This window comes from Streptomyces glaucus (genome assembly GCF_039533365.1).
Lineage (GTDB): Bacteria > Actinomycetota > Actinomycetes > Streptomycetales > Streptomycetaceae > Streptomyces > Streptomyces glaucus.
Genome location: NZ_BAAATK010000006.1, coordinates 206,875 through 225,811, shown reverse-complemented (window position 1 = coordinate 225,811; position 18,937 = coordinate 206,875). Strand labels below are relative to the sequence as shown.

Genomic DNA, 18,937 nt, shown 5'->3' with positions numbered 1-18,937 from the left:
TGGACGCCGGCGAACAGGAGGCGCTGCCGCCCGCGCTGCCCGCGCCGGCCGGCGCGGCCGGTGCGGAGGAGACCGCGCAGTCCCAGCCGACGGGGCGCCGTCGGCGTGCCCTGGCCGCCGCGACCGAACGTGCCGCCGCGCAGGACGCGGCGCCGCGCACGGTGTTCGCCCTGCCGCCGGCCGGGGCGGACCGGGAGGAGCAGGGGGCCGAGGGGGCCGTCGCCTCCGGGCCCGCCGCCGGTGACGCTGCCGCTGCCGGCGCACCCGGCGCGCCGGGTGCGCCGGGTGGGGCCGAGGGAGTGGACGGGCCGATTCCGGTTCCGCCGCAGGGGCGGGTGCCCGGTCAAGGACAAGAACTCGGTCGAGATCGGGGACGGATTCCCGGTCAGGGCCGACAGCCCGCTCAGGGGCCGGGACCTGTTGCTGGTCAGGGGCCCGTTGCTGGTCAGGGGCAGGTCCCCGGTCAGGGGCAGGCGCCGGTCGGCGGGGCCGCCGCTCCCGGTGACGCCCTGCCCGACGACGGCCGGCACGACCCCGTACCGCACGACCAGGCCGACGACCACACCCCGCCGCAGCCGCATCCCGCGAGCGCTCCTTCGGGACGTCGACGCCGTGCCGTCGCCCAGCCGGCGGAGGCGGCCGGCGCGCCCGCGCAGGGAGTGCCTGCGCAGGGGACTCCCGCGCAGGATCCGGCACGGCCGGTTCCCCCACAGGGGGCCCCCGTGCAGGCCGTGCCGCCGCAGGGCGCGGCTGCTCCGCAGCAGGGTGTCCCGGTTCCGGCCCAGGGTGTTCCGGTCCCGGCCCAGGGGCTCCCGGTCGCGGCCCCGGGCGCTCCGGTGCCCGCGCCGGGCGTTCCGGTCCCGCCGCAGGCCACGGCCGTGCCCGCGCCGGGTGCTCCCGGTCAGGGCGGGCAGGCGGCCGCTCCCGGGCAGCCGGTTCCCCCGCAGCCGGTCGCGGGACGGCCGGTTCCCCCGCAGGCCGCTCCGGGACGGCCGGTCCAGCCGACGGCCGCTCAGCCCCGTCCCCAGGCCCAGCCCCACCCGCGGCCCGTCACCGCCCAGCCCGCCGCGCAGGACGCGTCCGGGCAGGCCGGCCTGCCCGCCCAGCAGGCCGTCGCCGCCGGTCAGCCGCTGCCGCCGCAGGGCGTGCCGGGGCAGGCGCCCGCCGGTCAGGGCGCCGGCGCCTCCGGGCTCGCTCCCGCCCACCACCCCACGGCGCCGGAACAGCCCGCCGCCGGCCGGCCGCTCCCTCCGGAAGCAGCCCCTGGCCAGAGCACTCCGGCGCAGGGCACCCCGGCGCAGAACACCTCCGGACAGGGCATCCCGGTCCCGCAACCGTGGCCCGCCGCGGGCGACACCTCCGGCGCGGGCACGCCCGTACCGCCGGACGCCGCCGGCCCGGTCCCGCCCGCCGGCACCGCTCCCACCGCGGTCCCGCCCGCCGGCACTCCCGGCCCCGTACCGCCCGCCGGCGTCCCCGCCCCGGCGCCCGGCGCCCCCGTACCGCCCCCCGTTCCCAGCCCCCCGCAGCCCGCCGCCGGCACCGCGCTGCCGCCGGAGAGCGGCGTGCGGGTGGCGCAGCCGTTGCCCGCCGAGGCCGGTGCGCCGGTCGACCCGAACTCCACCCAGGGACGGGCGATCAGCGTGCGGACGCTGGGGCAGGGCGTGCCGTTCAACCGGCAGGCGGCCCAGGTGCAGCAGCCGTCGGCCACGCCCGCCCCGCATCAGCCGGGCGGTTCCGGCCGGCGTCGCAAGCTGGGGACGCCGCCCGACCCGGCCGCCGGGCGTGCGGAGCAGACGGCCCGGCCGCATCCGTCGGCCGAGCAGCCCGCCGGCCGGCCGCAGCCGCAGGCGTCGCCCGCCGCCCAGCCCCGGATCGCGCAGGCGACCGAGGGCGGCGGCCGGTCGTACGCCATAGGCGCGCCGGACGAGAACGCCGCCGAGGGGCCCGAGCCGCTGGACGGTCCCGGCGGGGCCGTCGAGGTGGCCGACCCGCCGCGGCCGCAGCCGATGGACGACGAGCTGCCGCCGGAGCCGCTGGACAACCCGCGGCGGCTGCTGGTGTGGCCGGCTCCGGACGTGAGCACCCAGCAGGCGCTGAGCGACCGCGGGTACCGGCCCGTGATCGTGCACTCGCGTGAGGAGGTCGACGCGCAGATCGCGGCCTTCCCCGCCGCGCTGTTCGTGGACCCGCTGACCGGGCCGATCACCCGCACGGCGCTGCAGTCGCTGCGGCAGGCCGCGGTCGCGGCCGAGGTGCCGGTACTGGTCACGGCCGGACTCGGGCAGGCGTCGCGGGACGCGGCGTACGGGGCCGACCCCGCCGTCCTGCTCAAGGCGCTGGCGCCGCGCGACAGCGAGCAGCATCCGCCGCGCGTGCTGCTGATCGAGGAGCACACGGAGATCGCGCTGGCGCTGACCGCGGCGCTGGAGCGGCGCGGGATGCAGGTGGCGCGGGCCGCGAGCGACGCGGACGCGGTGACGCTGGCGGGACAGTTCCGGCCGAACCTGGTCGTGATGGACCTGATGCAGATGCACCGGCGCCAGGCCGGGTCCGCCGGGTTCGCCGGGGCCGCCGGGATCATCGACTGGCTGCGCGCGAACGGGCAGCTCAACCGCACCCCGCTCGTCGTCTACACCGCCGCCGTCGACCCGGCGGACCTGCCGCGCCTCGCCTCGGGCGAGACGGTGCTGTTCCTCGCGGAGCGGTCCACCAGCGACGAGGTGCAGTCCCGGATCGTCGACCTGCTGGCGCGGATCGGGACCAACTGACCGGCCCGGCCGGCCCGCGTCAGCGTGCGACCAGGCGGCGGGCCGCCTCCTTCACCGAGGCCCGCAGCCGGTCGCGGTCGGCGCCCTCGCCGCCGACCAGGATGCGCCGCATCTGCGGGACGACCGCGGCCCAGTTGGCCAGCGCGGTCAGCAGGAACATCAGGTCCCGCGCCGGGATCGCGTCCGTGATCACGCCCCGGTCCTGGCCCTCCCGGAGGGCGGCGACCTTGCGGGCGTAGTGCTCCTGGCGCTCGGCCTCGTGCGGCAGTTCGGCGGTGCCGTACTCCAGGCCCTCCCAGAAGAGGAGGCGGAGCAGTTCGGGGTGGGCGGCGTGGTAGTCCATCAGCCGGTCGACCCAGCCCTCGATGTCGTCCGGATCGACGGGGACGGCTTCGGCGAGGTCCAGCATCTTCTTCTCCAGGACGATCGCGAACAGCTCCGCCTTGTTGCCGAAGTAGGCGTAGATCAGCTGCTTGTTCGCCTTCGCCGCGGTCGCGATGCGATCGATGCGGGCGCCCGCGATCCCGTGCCGGGCGAACTCGGCGACCGCCGCCTCGAAGATCCGGGCCCTGGTGGCCTCGGGGTCCCTTGCTGCCATGGGGGACAGGGTAGCGCGCAAGGTAACCAACTGTTTGGTTGACTGGGAATCCATCCGTGCCGCAGACTGTTCACCCACCATCCAACCAACTGGTTGGTTGTTGGAGTCGGCTTCAGGAGCCCCCGCCGAGGAGTCCGGCGGGAACAGGCTCGGCGGAACCGGCTCGGCAGGAGCAGAGCCCGAGAGATCCCGGAGGAGTCCCGCTCATGTCACCCGAAGCGACCGCTGCCCGCCGGAGCACCCGCGGAACCGATCACGGAACCGGCCGCGGGGCCCGGCAGACCCCGGTCCGGGAGCCGCGCGCCCCCGCCCTCTTCCTCACTCTGCTCGCCGTGTGCAGCGCGGTCACCGCCGCGAACATCTACCTCGCCGCCCCGCTGCTCTCCCTCATCGCCCGCGACTTCGGCTCCACGCCGTCGGCGGTGGCCTGGATCGCCTCGGTCGCGCAGTTCGGCTACGCGGTGGGCCTGCTCTTCTTCGCCCCGCTCGGCGACAGCGCGAACCGGCGCCGCCTGGTCGCCGTCCTCACGCTGGTCACCACGGTCGCGCTGGCCGCCAGTGCGGCCGCGCCCGGCTCCGGCGCGCTCGCGGTCGCCGTGTTCGTCGCCTCGGCCGCGACCGTCGTCCCGCAGCTGCTCGTCCCGCTGGTCGCCGAGCGTGCCCCCACCGCGCGCCGCGCCCGCCATGTCGCGGCCGTCGTCGCCGGCCTGTTCACCGGCATCGTCGCGGCCCGGGTGCTCGGCGGACTGGCCGGGCAGGCCTTCGGCTGGCGGTGGGTGTTCGCGGGCGCGGCCGTACTGACCCTGGCCCTGGGCCTGGCGACCGCCGCCGCCCTGCCGGCCGAGCGGCGCCACCGCGCCGGCTCGCTGTTCGCCGGCGTCGCCGCCCTGCCCGGACTGGTCCGCCGCTCGCCCGACCTGTGGCGCGCGTGCCTGCGGCAGGCCGGGATGTTCGGCGCCTGGAGCGCCCTGTGGACCTCGCTCGCGCTGCTGCTGACGGAGGAGCCGTACGGGCTGTCCACCGCCACGGCCGGCCTGTTCGGCCTGTTCGGGCTCACCGCCAGCGCGGTGGCGCCCCTGGCCGGCGGACTCGTCGACCGGTTCGGCGCCGCCCGGGTCGTCCGGTCCGCGTACCTGCTCGCCGCCGTATCCGTACCGCTGTTCTGGCTGGGCGGGCAGGTGATGGCGGCCCTGTTCGTCGCCGCGATCGCGATCCACGCGGCGCTCGTCGCCTCCCACGTCGCCAACCAGACCCTGGCACTGACCACCACCTCCACCCCGGCCACCGCCAACACCGCGTACGTGGTGAGCGGCTTCGCCGGCGGCGCCACCGCCTCGGCCCTCGCGGGCCCGGCCTTCGGCCACTTCGGCTGGGGCGGCGTGTGCGCGGTGGCGGCGGTGTGGCTGGCGGTGGGATGGGGAGCCACCGCCGCGCGGCAGCGGTGAGCTCCGGGATGGCCGTACAGCGCCGGTGCCGGTGCCGGGCGAGCGGCACGGCCGTACGGCGGTGAGCGGTCCGACCGTACGGCCGTGGGCGGCCCGGTCACCGTACGGCCGTGAGCGGCCCGGTGGCCTCTGCGGATGCCGGGCGGGCCGGGGAGCGGTCCGCCCGGCATCCGTAGGCCCGGGTCGGAGTCGTGCCCGGGTCGTGGCCCGGTGACGTCCGGGTCCGGGTCAGAGCCTGGTGACGTCCAGCTCGCCCTCGGCGTACCGCCTGCGCAGCACCTTCTTGTCGAACTTGCCGACGCTCGTCTTCGGCACCGCCTCGATCACCGTCCAGCGCTCCGGGAGCTGCCACTTGGCGATCTTGCCCTCCTCGGCGAGGAAGGCGCGCAGGGTCTCGAAGTCGGCGGTGGCGCCCTCCCTGAGGACGACCGTGGCCAGCGGGCGCTCGCCCCACTTCTCGTCGGGGACGGCGACCACGGCGGCCTCGGCGACGTCCGGGTGGGCCATCAGCGCGTTCTCCAGCTCGACCGACGAGATCCACTCGCCGCCGGACTTGATGACGTCCTTGGCGCGGTCGGTGAGGGTGAGGAAGCCGTCGGGCGAGATCGTGCCGACGTCGCCCGTCTTCAGCCAGCCGTCCTCGCTGAACTTGTCGGCGGGGCGCAGCGGTTCGGCGTCGGGGCCGTTGTAGTAGGCGCCGGCGATCCACGGGCCGCGCACCTCCAGTTCGCCGGCGGAGGTGCCGTCCCAGGGCAGGCGTTCGCCGCCCGGGCCGGTGAGGCGGGCCTCGACGCCGGCCGGGAAGCGGCCCTGGGTGAGGCGGTAGGCGAACTCCTCGTCCGTGCCGACCGCCTGGGCCGGGGGGCGCGCGACGGTGCCGAGCGGGGAGGTCTCCGTCATGCCCCAGGCGTGGCAGACCCGCATGCCCAGCTCGTCGAACGCCTCCATCAGGGCGGGCGGACAGGCGGAGCCGCCGATGGTGACCTGGGTGAGGGAGGAGACGTCCCGGGGCCTGGCGGTCAGCTCGGCGAGCAGGCCCTGCCAGATGGTGGGGACGGCGGCGGCGTGCGTCGGCCGCTCGCTCTCGATCATCTCGGCGAGCGGCGCGGGCTGCAGGAAGCGGTCCGGCATCAGCATGTTGACGCCGGTCATGAAGGTGGCGTGGGGCAGGCCCCAGGCGTTGACGTGGAACTGCGGGACCACCACGAGCGAGGTGTCCTGGTCGGACAGACCCATGGACTGGGCCATGTTGACCTGCATGGAGTGCAGGTAGATCGAACGGTGGCTGTAGACCACGCCCTTGGGGTCGCCGGTGGTGCCGGAGGTGTAGCACATGGCGGCGGCCGATCGCTCGTCCAGTTCCGGCCAGTCGTACGCGGTCGGCTTGCCGGCGATCAGCTCCTCGTACTCGTGCACCTGCGCGGAGACGTCCGCGAGCAGGGACCGGTCGCCCGGCCCGGAGACGACCACGTGTTCGACCGTCTTCAGGTGCGGCAGCAGCGGGGCGAGCAGGGGGAGCAGCGAACCGTTGGCGATCACGACCCGGTCGGCGGCGTGGTCGACGATCCAGGCCAGCTGCTCGGCCGGGAGCCGGAGGTTGAGGGTGTGCAGCACCGCGCCCATGGAGGGGATCGCGAAGTAGGCCTCGACGTGCTCGGCGTTGTTCCACATCAGGGTCGCCACGCGGTCGTCGGCCCCGATCCCGAGGTCCTCGCGCAGCGCGTGCGCCAGCTGGGCCGCGCGGGCGCCGATCCCGGCGAAGGTGCGGCGGTGCGGTTCTCCCTCGCCGAGCCAGGTGGTCACCCGCGATGTGCCGTGGACGACCGACCCGTGGGTCAGGATCCTCGAGATCAGCAGCGGTACGTCCTGCATCGTGCTCTGCACGGCGTCCTCCCGGGGCGACATTGCCTACGCGGTGGTAAGGGATGGCCTGATTCTGTGCACATACCGCGCGGTATGTCACTAGGTCCGACCGATCGATCCTTCGCGCCGCCCCGCATCGGCCGCCCCGCATCGGTCGCTCCGCCGGAGCCCGCACGGGCCTCCGCGCGGCGATCCGCACAGGCCCACGGAGGCCCGCGGGGGCTCCCGAAGGGCCCGGGCCCGGCAGGGTCGCGGAAGCCCGGGCCGCCCGGGACCCCTGGCCCCCTACCGGGCGAGCACCAGCTCGGGGTCCTCGCGGAGCTTGCCCAGGGCCCGGGACACCGCCGACTTCACCGTGCCGACGGACACGCCGAGCACTTCGGCCGTCTGGGCCTCGCTGAGGTCCTCGTAGTACCTGAGGACGACCATCGCCCGCTGCCGGGCCGGCAGCTTCGTGATCGCCCGCCACATCGCGTCGTGCAGCGCCTGCCGCTCCGCCGGGTCGTCCCCGCCGGGCACGGGCTCCGGCTCGGGCAGCTCGTCGCAGGCGAACTCGTCGACCTTGCGCTTGCGCCACTGCGACGTCCGGGTGTTGAGCAGTGCCCGGCGCACATAACCGTCGAGCGCACGGTGGTCCTCGATGCGCTCCCAGGCCACGTACGTCTTGGTGAGCGCGGTCTGCAGCAGGTCCTCCGCGTCGCTCGGGTTCCCGGTCAGCGACCGGGCCGTGCGCAGCAGCACCGGCCGGCGGGCCCTCACGTACGACGAGAACGACGGGTACGGGAAGGGGAGGGTCTGCGTCGCTGCTGCGGCGGCGTTCGAGGCGCTGGTGCAGACGGGTGTGGTCATGGCTCCACGCTATGAGCGAGCGGGTCCCCGCGGATCGGCCGCAAGTCCCGAAGCCGGGTCCCCCCCAGGTTGTAGGGAGGGGTTCCGCCGCACCTCCTGCAGGTGGACCGGAGGATGAGGGCGCGTGCGGGTCCACCCCCGGGGACGGGACCCGGAGCGGGGCCGCAGCGGGGCCGCAGCGCGGAGGCGGCGGGAAGCGGAGCGAGGAGCGGCGCCTCACCGCACGGGCGGCCCGTCTCCGGCATCCGCCCCCGAAACCCGGCTCCGGGAACGTCTGCGCGGCGGTGCTTCGGCACCGCCGCGCAGACGTGTTGCAACCCCATGAAGCACACCCGGTCTTCGAGGGGGCCGGCGCCGGAGCAGGTACGCCGGCCCCCTCAGTCCGTCACCACAGCGGGGCGAAGCTGACGGCCACGTTCTCGTTGCCCTGGTTGACGGCCGTGAAGGCGGAGCCGTCGACCTGAGCCGTGTTGTTCTGGTTCGAGGCGCCGGGGCCGGTCGCCTGCTGCTGCGTGGTGGCCGAGTTGCCGTGGTTGTTCCCGCCGACACCGCTGCCGACGATGCCCGCCAGAGCGTTCGTGGCGGACGCGCTCGATCCGTTGTCCGCGATGGCCGTCTCCTCCGCCGCCGCGACGCCGGTGAAGAGCGCGGCGGCGAGCGGAAGGGCGGAGACGGCGGCGACGATGCGGGCGGTACGGATGCTTGCCATGTGGTTCCTCCAGAACGAGGTGCGCACCGGTCGGTCGCCGGAAGCGCGTGGTGCGTGAGGTGCCGATTTCCGAATCACGGCTGTCACCAGGGCGGTTGGCCGACCGCCCGGGCCTTGTGCACGACGTCGCGAGATCAGAGTTGCCCACCGGATCCGCGGCGAACCGTCCCGTAAGGCATGGTTCGCACTCAAGCGTGAGGACAAGTCGATAAACCTTTCCGCCCTCCCCGAGCCGCACCTCGGGACAGCACGGATCCCCCGCCCCGAGCACCGCAAGGGGTGAATCGTTACGCCACATCTCCGGCCGATCACCCCGCCCCGGCGCGTCGCCCCGCTCCCCCTTCCCTTCTTCGAACGCATGTACGAAAATAGGAGCATGGCCACCATCGACCGGCAGGCCACGACGCTGGCCCTCGCGCACGCCCTGTCAGCCGCCGAACGCGGACTGGCCGTCATCCCGCTGTCCCGGACGAAGCTCCCGGCCCTGCGCTCCCCGCACCGCGACGCCCCCGCCTCCCTCCCCTGCCGCGGCGAGTGCGGCCGCCCCGGCCACGGGGTCCACGACGCCTCGACCGACCCGGCCCGCATCCGCGAGCTGTTCGCCGCCGCGCCCTGGGCGACCGGCTACGGCATCGCCTGCGGACTGCCTCCGCACCACCTGATCGGCATCGACCTGGACACCAAGTCGGGAGCGGACTCCTCGGCCGCCCTGCGCGAACTGGCCCTGCGCCACCTGTTCACGATCCCGCCCACCGTGGTCGTCCTGACCCCCAGCGGCGGCCGTCACCTCTGGCTGAGCGGTCCGCCCGGCGTCGCCGTCCCCAACTCGGCCGGCCGCCTCGCCCCCGGCATCGACGTGCGCGGCGCCGGGGGCTACCTCGTCGGCCCCGGCTCCCGTACCGGACACGGCGTGTACGCCGTCGCCCGGGGCACCGCGCACCTCGCCCCCGCGGCCTGCCCGCCCGCACTCCTGCGCCTGCTGCTGCCGCCGCCCCGCCCGCGGCAGCCCGCGTCCCCGGCGGCCGGCGGGCAGCACGGCCAGGGCCTGGTGCAGTTCGTGCGCGCCGCCCACCGGGGCCAGCGCAACACCCGCCTGTTCTGGGCGGCCTGCCGCGCCTACGAGAACGGCATCGGCCCGGCCCTCGTCGATTCCCTGGTGGCCGCGGCCCTCGACAGGGGCCTGACCGAACGCGAGGCCCGCGCGACGATCGCGTCGGCGGCCCGCATGACCGGCCACCGGCCGTGACCGGCGGGAAGCCGCCCCGGCCGTGACCGGCGGGGAACCGCCCGCCCGCGTCCACCCCGGAACGACGGCCCCCTGACCGCCCCGGCCGTCCCGACCGCCCCGACCATCCCGACCGTCAGCGCCCCGGCCATCCCGGCCGTCAGCGCCCCGGCCGGACCTTGAACGCGATCGACGAGGACGGGAGGCCGCCCGCTGAAATCGGAAGACCTGTATGCGTCACCGCCCTAAAGTGCCGACCATGTCGCTGACCCGTGTAGTCCTGTCCTCCGGCCGCTCGGTCGACCTCGCCGAGCTGCGGCTCTCCTCGACGTACGGCGGGATGCTGGAGGGCTACCCCTGCAAGCCCGTCAACGACATGAGGATCAGGGGCCTCGTACGCACCGCCGAACGCGCCTTCCCGGGCACACCGGTGCACCTCGTGCCGCCGGCGCGCGAGCACCCGGACCAGTACGCCGGCGCCTTCGGCCCCGTGGAGATCCTGCCCTCCGTGGCCTGCGTCGGCCTCTTCTCCTCCACCGCGCTGGATCCGGCCCACGACCCGGTCTCGTACCGCTCGGGCCTCGCCGTCGTCTGGTTCCAGCCCACCCCGCGGGTGCCCTCCGGCTGCGACGTGGAGCCGACGCTGCGGGAGCTGCCCTGGGAACGGCTCGCCCAGGACCACGAACTGTAGGAGCCCCGCCCGGAGCCACCGCGGTGCCGACGCCCGCCGGCCGCGGACCCGCAGCCCTGCCCCGCCCCGCCCACCGTGAGAGGCCTGAGCGATGAGAGAGTCCCGGGGGAACCTGCTCCGCTGGCAGTTCGAGCTGACCTGGTCCCTGTTCGAGTACCACCTGGAACGGCTGGAGCCCGGTGACTTCCTCTGGGAGCCGGTGCCGCACTGCTGGACCCTGCGCCGGGCCGCCGACGGCACATGGGTGCCGGACTGGGCCGAGACGGAGCCCGATCCCGTTCCCGTCCCCACCATCGGCTGGGTGAGCTGGCACATCGGCTGGTGGTGGAGCGTGGCGATCGACCACGTGGCCGGGCGGCCGCCCCGGGAGCGGACCGGCATCGCCTGGCCCGGCCCCGGCGCGCCGACCGTGGAGTGGCTGCGCGCCCTGCGTACGGACTGGCTGACGGCCCTGGGCCGGTTCACCGACGCCGACCTGGACGCCACGGCCCCGTTCCCGTGGTCGGACGAGCCGGCGCACACCGTCGCGCACATGGCCGCCTGGGTGAACGCCGAACTGATGAAGAACGTGACCGAGATCGGCCAGCTGCGCCTGCTGCGGGCCGCCTCACCGGAGTGACCCGCTCCCCCGTACGTCCGCGCACGAGACGATGCACACGTACGGGGTGACGGCCTCCGCAGTGCTCTCACACGTACAGGTGAGTGTCGGGATCCGGCGCCGGGGTAGGAAGGGCTGCCCCGGGTCCGGTGGAGGGGGCCGTACCCGACGACGGTCCCCGGCGTAAGAAGCCCAGAGGCAAAGGCGTTTCCGGAAGGAACCGGTGCCGCGAAAAGCCTTTCCGGTCGTCTTCGATCAACGGTGTGCGCGTGTCTACACCGAGCTAAACGTCCTGATTGTTCAGAATGTTGCCCACTGCCCCAGTTGAAACTATGAGGTTTCGTTGCCGAGGAGCATGACATGCAGGTTCGCAGGTGGCTCCCAGACCAGCCCACTCGTATCGGCCGGCACGACTGGCCGGACGAGGGCGACAACGGAACGCACATGCGACTGAGGGCCGGCTCCATCGTGGTACTCGACCGGCAGGCATGGCGGATCCTGGAGATCGACAACTATCCGGGCGACCGGTGGCCGGACTCCTACGAGAAGGCGTGGCGCGACCACGTGGAGCTGTGGTGGCACGCCAACGAACTGCGGCGGGCCAACAACCAGGCGGTCAAACCGGCCCCCGAGCGGACCGAATTCTACAAGCGCCCGGTGGTCCTGGTGCTGCGCAACGAGAACCTGCCCCGGTCCACGCCGAAGCACTGGTGCGCTCCCGCCAGCCACGACTGGCAGGTCCTCCCGGAGCACTACGCCGTCTGCCGCGCCTGCGGTGAGCTGCCGCCCTGCCACCACGGCGAGTACCGCTGGGAGGGCGGCCCGCGCTGGCCGGACCAGAGCGGCGGCATCCCGCTCATGGTGCCGGAGGGCTGCTGCATGGGATGCGCCGAGCCGATCCGGCCGCGGGTGCGGACCGTACGCTTCCCCGGCCCGAACCTCTGGTACCCGGACCTGGGGGAGGACACGGCGGTCTTCCACGCCCGCGCCGCCTGCGCCGACCAGGTCGACTGCTACCGCATGCAGTGGCAGACCGAGTACAAACCGCGCCCCGCCACGCACTCCGGCACCCTGGCGTTCCCCGGTTTCGAGCACTTCGTACTGCCCCGGACCCGCAATGCGCCGGACCTGACCCCGCACACCCAGCAACCCTCCCCGGACTCCCGCTCCGCGCCGGGCGCGCCGTCGCGGCCGGGCGAGGAGGCCTGCGTCTCCGTGACCGGCGACTCCGCCGCCTTCCGCGTCCCGTTCGACAGGTACCGGGCGGAGGACCGGTACCGGACGGGGGACAAGCACCGGGCGGAGGACCAGTACCGGGCGGGGGACAAACACCAGGCTGAGGACAAGTACCGGGGAGAGGACAGGTACCGGAGGGGAGACGAGCACCGGGCGGAGGGCGAATACCGGGGAGAGGGCGGGTACCAGGCGGAAGGCGAATACCGGAGGGAAGGCGGGTACCGGGGGGAGACGTCGACCGGTGCGCCGCAGGCCGGCCCGCCGGTTCCGGTCGTCCCCGAGCCGGTGCGCCGGCCGGCCCCCGCACCCCCCGGCGCGTCCACGGCTCCTGGCGCGTCCACGGCTCCTGGCGCATCCGCGGCACCCGGCGCGTCCGCAACCTTCGACGCGCCAGCCGCACCTGACGCACCCGCATCTCCCGGCGCGTCCGCGGCGGATCCGGCCGCACCTACCGGCCCCGCCTCGCCCACCGGCCCCACAGGCCCCACCGACCCCACCGGGCTCGCCGGGACCGCCGCGCCGGGACTGCCTTCCGCGGCCAAGACACCCGCGCCCGCCGCCTCCCCCTTCGCCGAGAACGCCGGACCGGCTCTCCAGGCGGCGGAGGAGCCGGACCTGCCCCTGGCCGGGCGCCCGGCCTTCCACAACGCGGAGCAGGCGGCCCGGGTGATCGAGGAACTCACCGCCGCGGTCCGGAACATCGCCCTCTGTCTGAACGATCCGGCCGCCCGCGCACGCTCCTGAGCCACGCGGAGGACACGGCGCGGGCGGCATTCGCCCTCCCCTTCGGCGACGCCCGGGCCTTGACCCCGCGCCCGGGCGTCCCCTCCCCACCGCGCCGCTCATCGCCCTGACGGCGGCCCTGTCACGGTCGGCCCTTCCACGCCCCTGCCACGGCAGGCCTCCCGACGGCCCCGCCTCCTGTCCCCTGTCCGGTGCTCCGGCCGAGCAGCCGATCAGCCGGGCGAAGACGGACGGCCCTGCGCCGCACGCGCGCCTCCGGCCTGCTCACCCCCGCTCCCGACGCCGCCGAACCCGTTGCCGTCGGGCACTGCGGCCGTACGCCCTCGGCGCCGTTGCTCCGCTGCCGCGCCCCGGCGCCCTCTCGCCCGCCCCTGGGCCCGATCCGTCACGCCCGCGGGCAGCGACCGAGCGCCTTCGCCCACGCCCGGCCGCTGCCCGCAGGTCCCACCCTGACTCCGGAGAGGAACTCCCGCCACCCATGCGCCGCCCTCACGGCCTACGCCACGTCACCGTCCCCGGCCCGCGACCGCGTCCGCGCCGCCGGCACCTGTGCCCCCGCCCGTGCCCGATCGAGCGGGAAGCCGCGGGGAACGCCGGACGGCCCCGGGGCCCGGGCAGGCGAACGACCCCTGACCACCTACCCGGGTCAGGGGCCGTTCCGGCTGCTATCAACGCGGAGGCGGTGGGATTTGAACCCACGGTGACATCGCTGCCACGACGGTTTTCAAGATCGTCAGTCCCACGGCTGCACCACAAGCGCACCAGATCGAGCGGGGAACAGCGGGGACTCACGGTGAAAGCAGCCGAGCCGGGGAAGGCCACACACACCTGCTATTCACGCAGGTCAGCGGCCGAATCGGCTGCAGATGCTCGCAGCTTCCCAAGCTGATGGTGTGGTGCTCAGGTCGGACCGGCCTCAATAGAGGATGGTCCTCCAGCGCTCGACCCACAGCAGTCGCCCACTGCTCGTGTCGAGCACCTGGACTCGGTCGTCCTCCACCTGCCAGACAGTGCCGTAGAGCGTTCTTTCCGGAAGGTCCGCTCTGACGATGTCGTACACGTCCAGGTCGTCCCCGACCGGACGGGACCACGAATGCCCGCATCGCCCGCAGGCGTAGCCGACCGCACCGCGCTCCGCGGTAGGTACAAGGCTGCCCGTACGGACCTCCTCAACCAGGCACCGGGGGCACGGGTCGGCGGTGTGCGCGCCTACTGATCGAGACATCGGCCGATCCTGCATGACCGCAACGAAGTACAGCAACCCCAGCAACCGGCAGGGCCCAATGCCGATGCTCGCAGCCCTCACCGCAACCTGTATGGCCTCCAATGACCGATCCCTGTGGAGCTACGGATCAGAAGTTCGCTCCAGGCAGAGACGGTCTGGCCCTGTGTCAGGCCGTCTCAGTTTCCGTCTCCTTCACGCCCCTGGCTTTGTTCACGAGTTTCGACAGCGGTTGTCCATCACCCCGGGAGGCACTTGGATCGGGGCGAGGCCGGGAACCACGAGAACGGACAGCACCTCATCGCACCCGCCGCACCTGCAGGCCAGGGCTTCACCTCGTCGAACCATCGTCGGGGATCTCTGGGCTTCCCCACCGATTCCAGAGTATGTGGTTCCATTCGTCGGCGTCCGGACCAGGCGGCTGTACTACAGGGACCGGGCCGGGGCCGGTCTCGATGAGGTGCAGCAGCGTCCAGGCGACGCCATAGCAGTCGTCCGGGCCGAAGCAGCTGGCCAGGGCCTGCGCTTCGTCGGCCGTGACGGGCTTGGAAATGGCTTCGAGTTGCTTGACGCGTCGGTCGATCTCGTCCTCATCGGCGTCCCAGCCGGGTAGTGGGCCGCCAGCAACGAAGGCTTGGACTTCAGGTCTCATCTGCGAATGATCCGCTGCTGTGACCGGGCCGAGCAAGGCCGGTCTTGGTGTCGGCACGAGGGTCCAGTGCTGCCGGGACTAGTGAACAATCCAGTCCGACTCTGGCGGGCAGGTGCCTCCCGAACCAACGTCGAAGTGCTGTCCCTCTTCATGGACAGAGCCACGCCCCGCTGGGATACCGTGCCAAGCATGCCAACTAGGCAAGTCTGTCCGCGCTGCGGGCAGGACTGGGTCCACTCATACCGCTTCATTGCCGATGGGGCGCCCTTCTCGCTGTGCACTGAGTGCGACTCGTTGTGGTGGCCGGGCGAAGCGGTTGAGGTGGCTCACGCAAAGTTCCTCGATGATGCCGTCGCGGAACGCCTCGGAGTAGAGGGAAACCCGTGGGGCGATCTGGTCTGGGCCGACGTCATCGAGCCGGCTCCTGACCACGGTGCTTAACCCGCCGCACCACAAGCGCACCAGATAGAGCGGGGAATCACCGTGAAAGCCGCCCCACCCGAGGCCACCACGACCAGGACTTCCGCCCAGGTCAGTGCCCGAACCAGCCGCAACTTCCCAAGCTGAGGGCCGCCCGGTCGCCGCCGTCAGGCGCTGGCCGTCGAAACAGGCAGCGTGGCTGAGGCCGGCGGGGGTGCAGCGAGGCGCACGCGTGCGTGGTCGGTCGGCGCATCCGCCGTCGTGGCGGGCTGTCGTCGGCTGAGGTTCGGACCGGGCGTGTCGAAGGTGCCGGCCGTCAGGCGAGCGCGCCGAAGCCGGGCCGTCTCTGGGCCGTCCGAGGCCGCTCGACAGTGGCCAATGACGACCAACGACGACCACCACGCGCACGAACCCACCGCCCCTGAACAGCAAAAACCCAGCTCACCGAGATCCCCGGCAAGACCCAGGGCAAGAAGAAGCAGGGTCCTCAGCCCTGGCCTCACCAGACCGGGGATCCGCGGTTTGCTGTGGCTCCAGGGTTCTTTCCGCGCTTCGGCCGCTCAGCGCAACTGTCGGCGTGTTCGGAGAGTCGTACCCGCCGTGACCGAAGCATGTACACAGCACAGCGTGAGGTTGTCGCCGGCCGTCTCCATAGCAACCGGCACCGGGAGCCTGGCACTCGCCGCCGTGGCAAGTTGGAGCAGCCTCCTGCTGGTCGTACAAGGGCGGGTGATCCCCGGCTGGGGCGTGAGTGCAGTTCTGCTTTTCGTATCGCTCGTTCTCCGATGGGCCCTCACCCGGGTGGGCCGCCTGACGGATGCCTCAAAGCTCCTGAGGAAGCGAGCCAAGTGGGCACGGCTGGGGAACAGCCTGCTGATCGTGACGGCATCGCTCGGCACTACATGGGGAGCGGTAGACGACCTGATCTCGAACGTGGAATACCGCGTGCTGCGCCCTGCGGGGCCGAAGGGCTGCACGGCCGTGGTGCGGGAGACATCCTTCCTCGTGATCGGCAATGGCGAGGTGTACGCGGTAGGGCGCACCGGCCTGGTCCTGGGCGAGTCGGGTTCCTGGACGGTCGACGATGGTTACCGTCCCATCGATGCAGGCACGTACGAACTGTCCTGGGGACAGGAGGGCGGCCATTTGCGGATCAGTGGTACGAGCACCGATCCGGTCCTCCACGGGGCATCGACCGACATCGACTGCGGGTAACCGATCGCTTCAGAAGGCTTCTGACATCCGCAGCTGACATCAACGAAGCCGGACGGGGGCATACGCCAGCACACCTGTCCGGCAGTCGCTCCAGTCGACAGCAGCAGTCGGAACGGGCCCGGATCGAACTCCTGAAGCGGGTGTCGAGGGCGACGTCATTCCTCGCGGTGCTGAGCGAACACCTGCTGCTGCTCGTCCCGCCAGCTCCAGTTGGCCGGCCGGGAGAAGGGCAGGCTCCGAGCAAGGCCGGAGAACTGCTCGGACGGCTCCCGGCTCGCCTTGTTCACCACGATCGCCGAGAGCATCGGTGCTCGTCCGTCCTCGTTACGGTGCAGGCAGACGTCCTTGAGCAGGTAGGTCATGATGCCGCGGTGAGGCGGAATGGAGTCAAAGCCCCGTGCCGCCAACTCTGCGCTCAGCTCCCCATACGTAATGGTCTGTCCCTGCCGGGCCCGCTTCCGCAGGATTTCCACGGCCGCTTCGACCGCTGCCGGGTACTCCGGATCCTTGCTCCTCATTGCCCCTCCCCCATTGCGTGGACACTGCCCAGCCTGCGCATCGTACCGGCCTGACACCGGCCCGGTACTGCTGCAAGCAGTACAGCAGCGAAGTACAGCAACCACCACGACCGCAGCCGATCACCAACAGCCGTCAATGGCGCACCGACCAGCTCAGCAGCCCCTGATGACCTCCTAACCGAGAGTTCAGGACGAAGAGGTCGCGCCAGAACCGTGCCAGATCGTGCGGGGAACCACGGGGAACGGCAGGGACCAGGTCGTCGGCCGGTCAGGGCTCCGTAGCCGGTCTACCGCAGGTCAGCCCAGCAACCATCTGCAGAGAGCCCAAGCTTCCCGAGCTCATGGTCTTGCAGTGGCCAGGCCGCTCCTGGCAGCGCCACGATTGGGTCTGCCGTACTCCCTGCGTCACGCGGGAGTCTCACTCTGGCTTGAGTCCGGAGTCTTCCCGGCTGAGGTCGCGCGGCGGGCCGGCCACAGTATCGCTGTCCTCTTCCGCTTCTACGCCAAGGCGATTCACCGCAGCCAGCAGCGCTCGAACGAACAGATCGAGCGGGCCTTGGAGGCCGCCGAAGAGGAATAGACGGGCTGGGCTGGACAACGCCGCCACGCCAGGGTCATAGAGCGTCGCCCCCACGGAAAACGAGTGGGGGCGATACCCATTCCGGTGCTACTTCTTGGCCGTATGGTCACGACACAACCGGCTTCATGGCACAGGCTGGCAGTGCTCGCGGCCCTGATGCTGGCCGCCTTCACCTTCAACACCGCGGAAAATCTGCCGGTCGGCCTCCTGGAACTCATCTCCGAGGGCCTACAGGTGTCAGTGTCAGCGGTCGGCTATCTGGTCACCGGCTACGGCGTGACAGTCGCCGTGGCGTCCTTGCCGCTGGCCCACGTCACTCGGGTCATGCCGCGACGCTATGTGCTTACCGGACTGCTGGCCGCTCTCATCGTGTCCAGCCTGGTCGCGGCGCTGGCCACGTCCTACTCGGTGCTGCTCGCAGCTCGACTGGTGACCGCGCTCGCCCAGGCGCTGTTCTGGGCCGTAATGGGGCCGGTCGCGGTGGGCCTGTTCCCGCCCGAGATCCGGGGGCGAGTAATCGGGGCGCTGTCCGTCGCCGGTTCGCTCGCCCTCGTACTTGGCGTTCCCCTGGGTACCTGGCTCGGCCAGCAGAGCGGCTGGCCAGTGCCACTCGCTGTGCTGGCGGGTCTTGGGCTCATCTCCCTCGTCACGATCGCCGCCCTGTTGCCGACCTCCCGTCCGGACGAAGGGCGTGCCGCTTACGGTTCCAACCCTGACACGAACTGGTTCGGGACCGTACTGGCGGCCGGCACCCTGTCCGCCACCGGGGCGTTCGCGGGATTCACCTACATCGTGAAGTTCCTTGGCGACGTGAGCGGGTTCTCTCCCCGTACAGTCAGCGCTCTGTTCGCCGCTCTTGGCGTTGCCTGTTTGGTCGGGGTGAGCATCACCGGGACGCTGCTGGACCGCTTCCCGCACTCCACGCTGACCACTGCCGTAGCCACTCAGACAGTCGGCATGCTCGGCTTGTACGGAACCGGTACCCATCCGTTAGCAGCAGTGCTGTTCCTGGTGTTGATGGGCGGTGCACTCGGGCCGGTGTTCATGGCCACACAGAACGAGATGCTGCGCTGTGCACCTAGCCGCACTGATATCGCGCTCGCGGCCAACTCCGGTGCCTACAACGCCGGTATCGCGGCAGGAGCCGCGCTCGGGGGACTGGTACTGCCGCTCGCCGACGTGCGTGGCATCTTCCTTGTAGGCGGGCTGCTGTCCATGGGGTCCTGCGCGGTGCTGCTCGGCGGGCGACTGCTGCTGCCGCAGCGGAAGCCCTCAACGTCCGGGTCGTGAACAAAAGCCCTGGTCACAACACATCTCACGGGCCGAATCTGGTCCACGCCTGGTCCACACGCACTGATCCACAGCGCGACAGGGCCGGATCAAGGTGAGACAGGCCCCACGCAGAAGGGGCGCCCCTCACCGAGAGGCACCCCTTCTGACCTGCAACATCTATGACCTGTGCGGAGGCGGTGGGATTTGAACCCACGGTGACATCGCTGCCACGACGGTTTTCAAGACCGTTCCCTTCGGCCGCTCGGGCACACCTCCCCGCGTCGGCCGTGTCGGCGACGCGGGGACAAGGGTAGCGGGTCGGCACGCGC

General features: G+C 72.5%; 16 protein-coding genes and 1 tRNA gene. 8 read left to right on the top strand and 9 right to left on the bottom strand.

The annotated features are described in order from the left end of the window. A partial coding sequence (locus ABD363_RS07275; RefSeq protein WP_486388789.1) for a response regulator occupies positions 1-2,771 on the top strand: 2,771 nt, incomplete at its 5' end. A 19-nt stretch (positions 2,772-2,790) separates the two neighbouring features. Here the strand turns inward: ABD363_RS07275 and ABD363_RS07270 are convergent. Further along, positions 2,791-3,369, bottom strand: a complete 579-nt coding sequence (locus ABD363_RS07270; protein ID WP_344600797.1) for a TetR/AcrR family transcriptional regulator — start codon at positions 3,367-3,369, stop codon at positions 2,791-2,793. 206 nt (positions 3,370-3,575) lie between these two features. On the opposite strand from ABD363_RS07270, the gene ABD363_RS07265 reads away from it, so the two are divergent. Next, positions 3,576-4,814 (top strand): MFS transporter, encoded by a 1,239-nt coding sequence (locus tag ABD363_RS07265; RefSeq protein ID WP_344600795.1) that lies wholly within the window; start codon positions 3,576-3,578, stop codon positions 4,812-4,814. Positions 4,815-5,042: 228 nt separating this feature from the next. Here the strand turns inward: ABD363_RS07265 and ABD363_RS07260 are convergent, their stop codons facing one another. The 3 genes from ABD363_RS07260 to ABD363_RS07250 all read right to left on the bottom strand — a co-directional run bounded on the left by ABD363_RS07260 (position 5,043) and on the right by ABD363_RS07250 (position 8,235). Next, complete coding sequence (locus tag ABD363_RS07260) at positions 5,043-6,719, bottom strand: long-chain fatty acid--CoA ligase (RefSeq protein WP_344600794.1); 1,677 nt, start codon at positions 6,717-6,719, stop codon at positions 5,043-5,045. A gap of 243 nt (positions 6,720-6,962) precedes the next feature. After that, entirely contained in the window at positions 6,963-7,526 is a 564-nt protein-coding gene (locus ABD363_RS07255; protein ID WP_344600792.1) for a SigE family RNA polymerase sigma factor, read from the bottom strand. A 385-nt stretch (positions 7,527-7,911) separates the two neighbouring features. Then, entirely contained in the window at positions 7,912-8,235 is a 324-nt protein-coding gene (locus ABD363_RS07250; RefSeq protein WP_344600790.1) for a hypothetical protein, read from the bottom strand. Positions 8,236-8,611: 376 nt separating this feature from the next. Between ABD363_RS07250 and ABD363_RS07245 the strand changes: the two genes are divergently transcribed. The 4 genes from ABD363_RS07245 (at position 8,612) to ABD363_RS07230 (ending at position 12,729) form a co-directional block, all read left to right on the top strand. Next, the gene (locus ABD363_RS07245; protein WP_344600788.1) at positions 8,612-9,481 is read left to right on the top strand and encodes a bifunctional DNA primase/polymerase; all 870 of its coding nucleotides are present in this window, start codon (positions 8,612-8,614) and stop codon (positions 9,479-9,481) included. A 238-nt stretch (positions 9,482-9,719) separates the two neighbouring features. Further along, a complete protein-coding gene (locus ABD363_RS07240; protein ID WP_344600786.1) occupies positions 9,720-10,151 on the top strand; it encodes a hypothetical protein in 432 nt (143 codons plus the stop codon). Positions 10,152-10,242: 91 nt separating this feature from the next. Further along, complete coding sequence (locus ABD363_RS07235) at positions 10,243-10,770, top strand: DinB family protein (RefSeq protein ID WP_344600784.1); 528 nt, start codon at positions 10,243-10,245, stop codon at positions 10,768-10,770. 339 nt (positions 10,771-11,109) lie between these two features. Continuing rightward, positions 11,110-12,729, top strand: coding sequence for a hypothetical protein (locus ABD363_RS07230; RefSeq protein ID WP_344600782.1), 1,620 nt, complete (start codon positions 11,110-11,112; stop codon positions 12,727-12,729). Between the two features lie 916 nt (positions 12,730-13,645). Here ABD363_RS07230 and ABD363_RS07225 read toward each other — a convergent pair. Together ABD363_RS07225 and ABD363_RS07220 are read right to left on the bottom strand one after the other, a co-directional pair. Then, on the bottom strand, positions 13,646-13,789 hold the full coding sequence (locus ABD363_RS07225) for a hypothetical protein (RefSeq protein ID WP_344600780.1): 144 nt from the start codon (positions 13,787-13,789) through the stop codon (positions 13,646-13,648). 493 nt (positions 13,790-14,282) lie between these two features. Next, a complete protein-coding gene (locus ABD363_RS07220; RefSeq protein ID WP_344600778.1) occupies positions 14,283-14,603 on the bottom strand; it encodes a hypothetical protein in 321 nt (106 codons plus the stop codon). A gap of 1,047 nt (positions 14,604-15,650) precedes the next feature. Here ABD363_RS07220 and ABD363_RS07215 point away from each other — a divergent pair. Further along, positions 15,651-16,238 (top strand): hypothetical protein, encoded by a 588-nt coding sequence (locus ABD363_RS07215; RefSeq protein WP_344600776.1) that lies wholly within the window; start codon positions 15,651-15,653, stop codon positions 16,236-16,238. Between the two features lie 155 nt (positions 16,239-16,393). Here ABD363_RS07215 and ABD363_RS07210 read toward each other — a convergent pair whose 3' ends face one another. Both ABD363_RS07210 and ABD363_RS32585 read right to left on the bottom strand, forming a co-directional pair. Next, positions 16,394-16,600 (bottom strand): hypothetical protein, encoded by a 207-nt coding sequence (locus ABD363_RS07210; protein ID WP_344600774.1) that lies wholly within the window; start codon positions 16,598-16,600, stop codon positions 16,394-16,396. Between the two features lie 574 nt (positions 16,601-17,174). Then, complete coding sequence (locus tag ABD363_RS32585) at positions 17,175-17,363, bottom strand: hypothetical protein (RefSeq protein ID WP_425577949.1); 189 nt, start codon at positions 17,361-17,363, stop codon at positions 17,175-17,177. A 75-nt stretch (positions 17,364-17,438) separates the two neighbouring features. Here ABD363_RS32585 and ABD363_RS07200 point away from each other — a divergent pair, with 75 nt between their 5' ends. Then, complete coding sequence (locus ABD363_RS07200; RefSeq protein WP_344600772.1) at positions 17,439-18,626, top strand: MFS transporter; 1,188 nt, start codon at positions 17,439-17,441, stop codon at positions 18,624-18,626. Between the two features lie 171 nt (positions 18,627-18,797). On the opposite strand, the gene ABD363_RS07195 is transcribed toward ABD363_RS07200, so the two are convergent. Further along, positions 18,798-18,884 (bottom strand) — tRNA-Ser (locus ABD363_RS07195). Positions 18,885-18,937: the final 53 nt, after the last annotated feature.

What these genes read in the sequence shown, in the direction of transcription:
- ABD363_RS07265 (WP_344600795.1), top strand. Translation starts at nt 3,576, where the DNA reads ATGTCACCCGAAGCGACCGCTGCCCGCCGGAGCACCCGCGGAACCGAT.
- ABD363_RS07200 (WP_344600772.1), top strand. Translation starts at nt 17,439, where the DNA reads ATGGTCACGACACAACCGGCTTCATGGCACAGGCTGGCAGTGCTCGCG.
- ABD363_RS07260 (WP_344600794.1), bottom strand. Translation starts at nt 6,719, where the DNA reads ATGTCGCCCCGGGAGGACGCCGTGCAGAGCACGATGCAGGACGTACCG.
- ABD363_RS07250 (WP_344600790.1), bottom strand. Translation starts at nt 8,235, where the DNA reads ATGGCAAGCATCCGTACCGCCCGCATCGTCGCCGCCGTCTCCGCCCTT.
- ABD363_RS07255 (WP_344600792.1), bottom strand. Translation starts at nt 7,526, where the DNA reads ATGACCACACCCGTCTGCACCAGCGCCTCGAACGCCGCCGCAGCAGCG.
- ABD363_RS07210 (WP_344600774.1), bottom strand. Translation starts at nt 16,600, where the DNA reads ATGACCTACCTGCTCAAGGACGTCTGCCTGCACCGTAACGAGGACGGA.
- ABD363_RS07240 (WP_344600786.1), top strand. Translation starts at nt 9,720, where the DNA reads ATGTCGCTGACCCGTGTAGTCCTGTCCTCCGGCCGCTCGGTCGACCTC.
- ABD363_RS07235 (WP_344600784.1), top strand. Translation starts at nt 10,243, where the DNA reads ATGAGAGAGTCCCGGGGGAACCTGCTCCGCTGGCAGTTCGAGCTGACC.
- ABD363_RS07245 (WP_344600788.1), top strand. Translation starts at nt 8,612, where the DNA reads ATGGCCACCATCGACCGGCAGGCCACGACGCTGGCCCTCGCGCACGCC.
- ABD363_RS07220 (WP_344600778.1), bottom strand. Translation starts at nt 14,603, where the DNA reads ATGAGACCTGAAGTCCAAGCCTTCGTTGCTGGCGGCCCACTACCCGGC.
- ABD363_RS07230 (WP_344600782.1), top strand. Translation starts at nt 11,110, where the DNA reads ATGCAGGTTCGCAGGTGGCTCCCAGACCAGCCCACTCGTATCGGCCGG.
- ABD363_RS07270 (WP_344600797.1), bottom strand. Translation starts at nt 3,369, where the DNA reads ATGGCAGCAAGGGACCCCGAGGCCACCAGGGCCCGGATCTTCGAGGCG.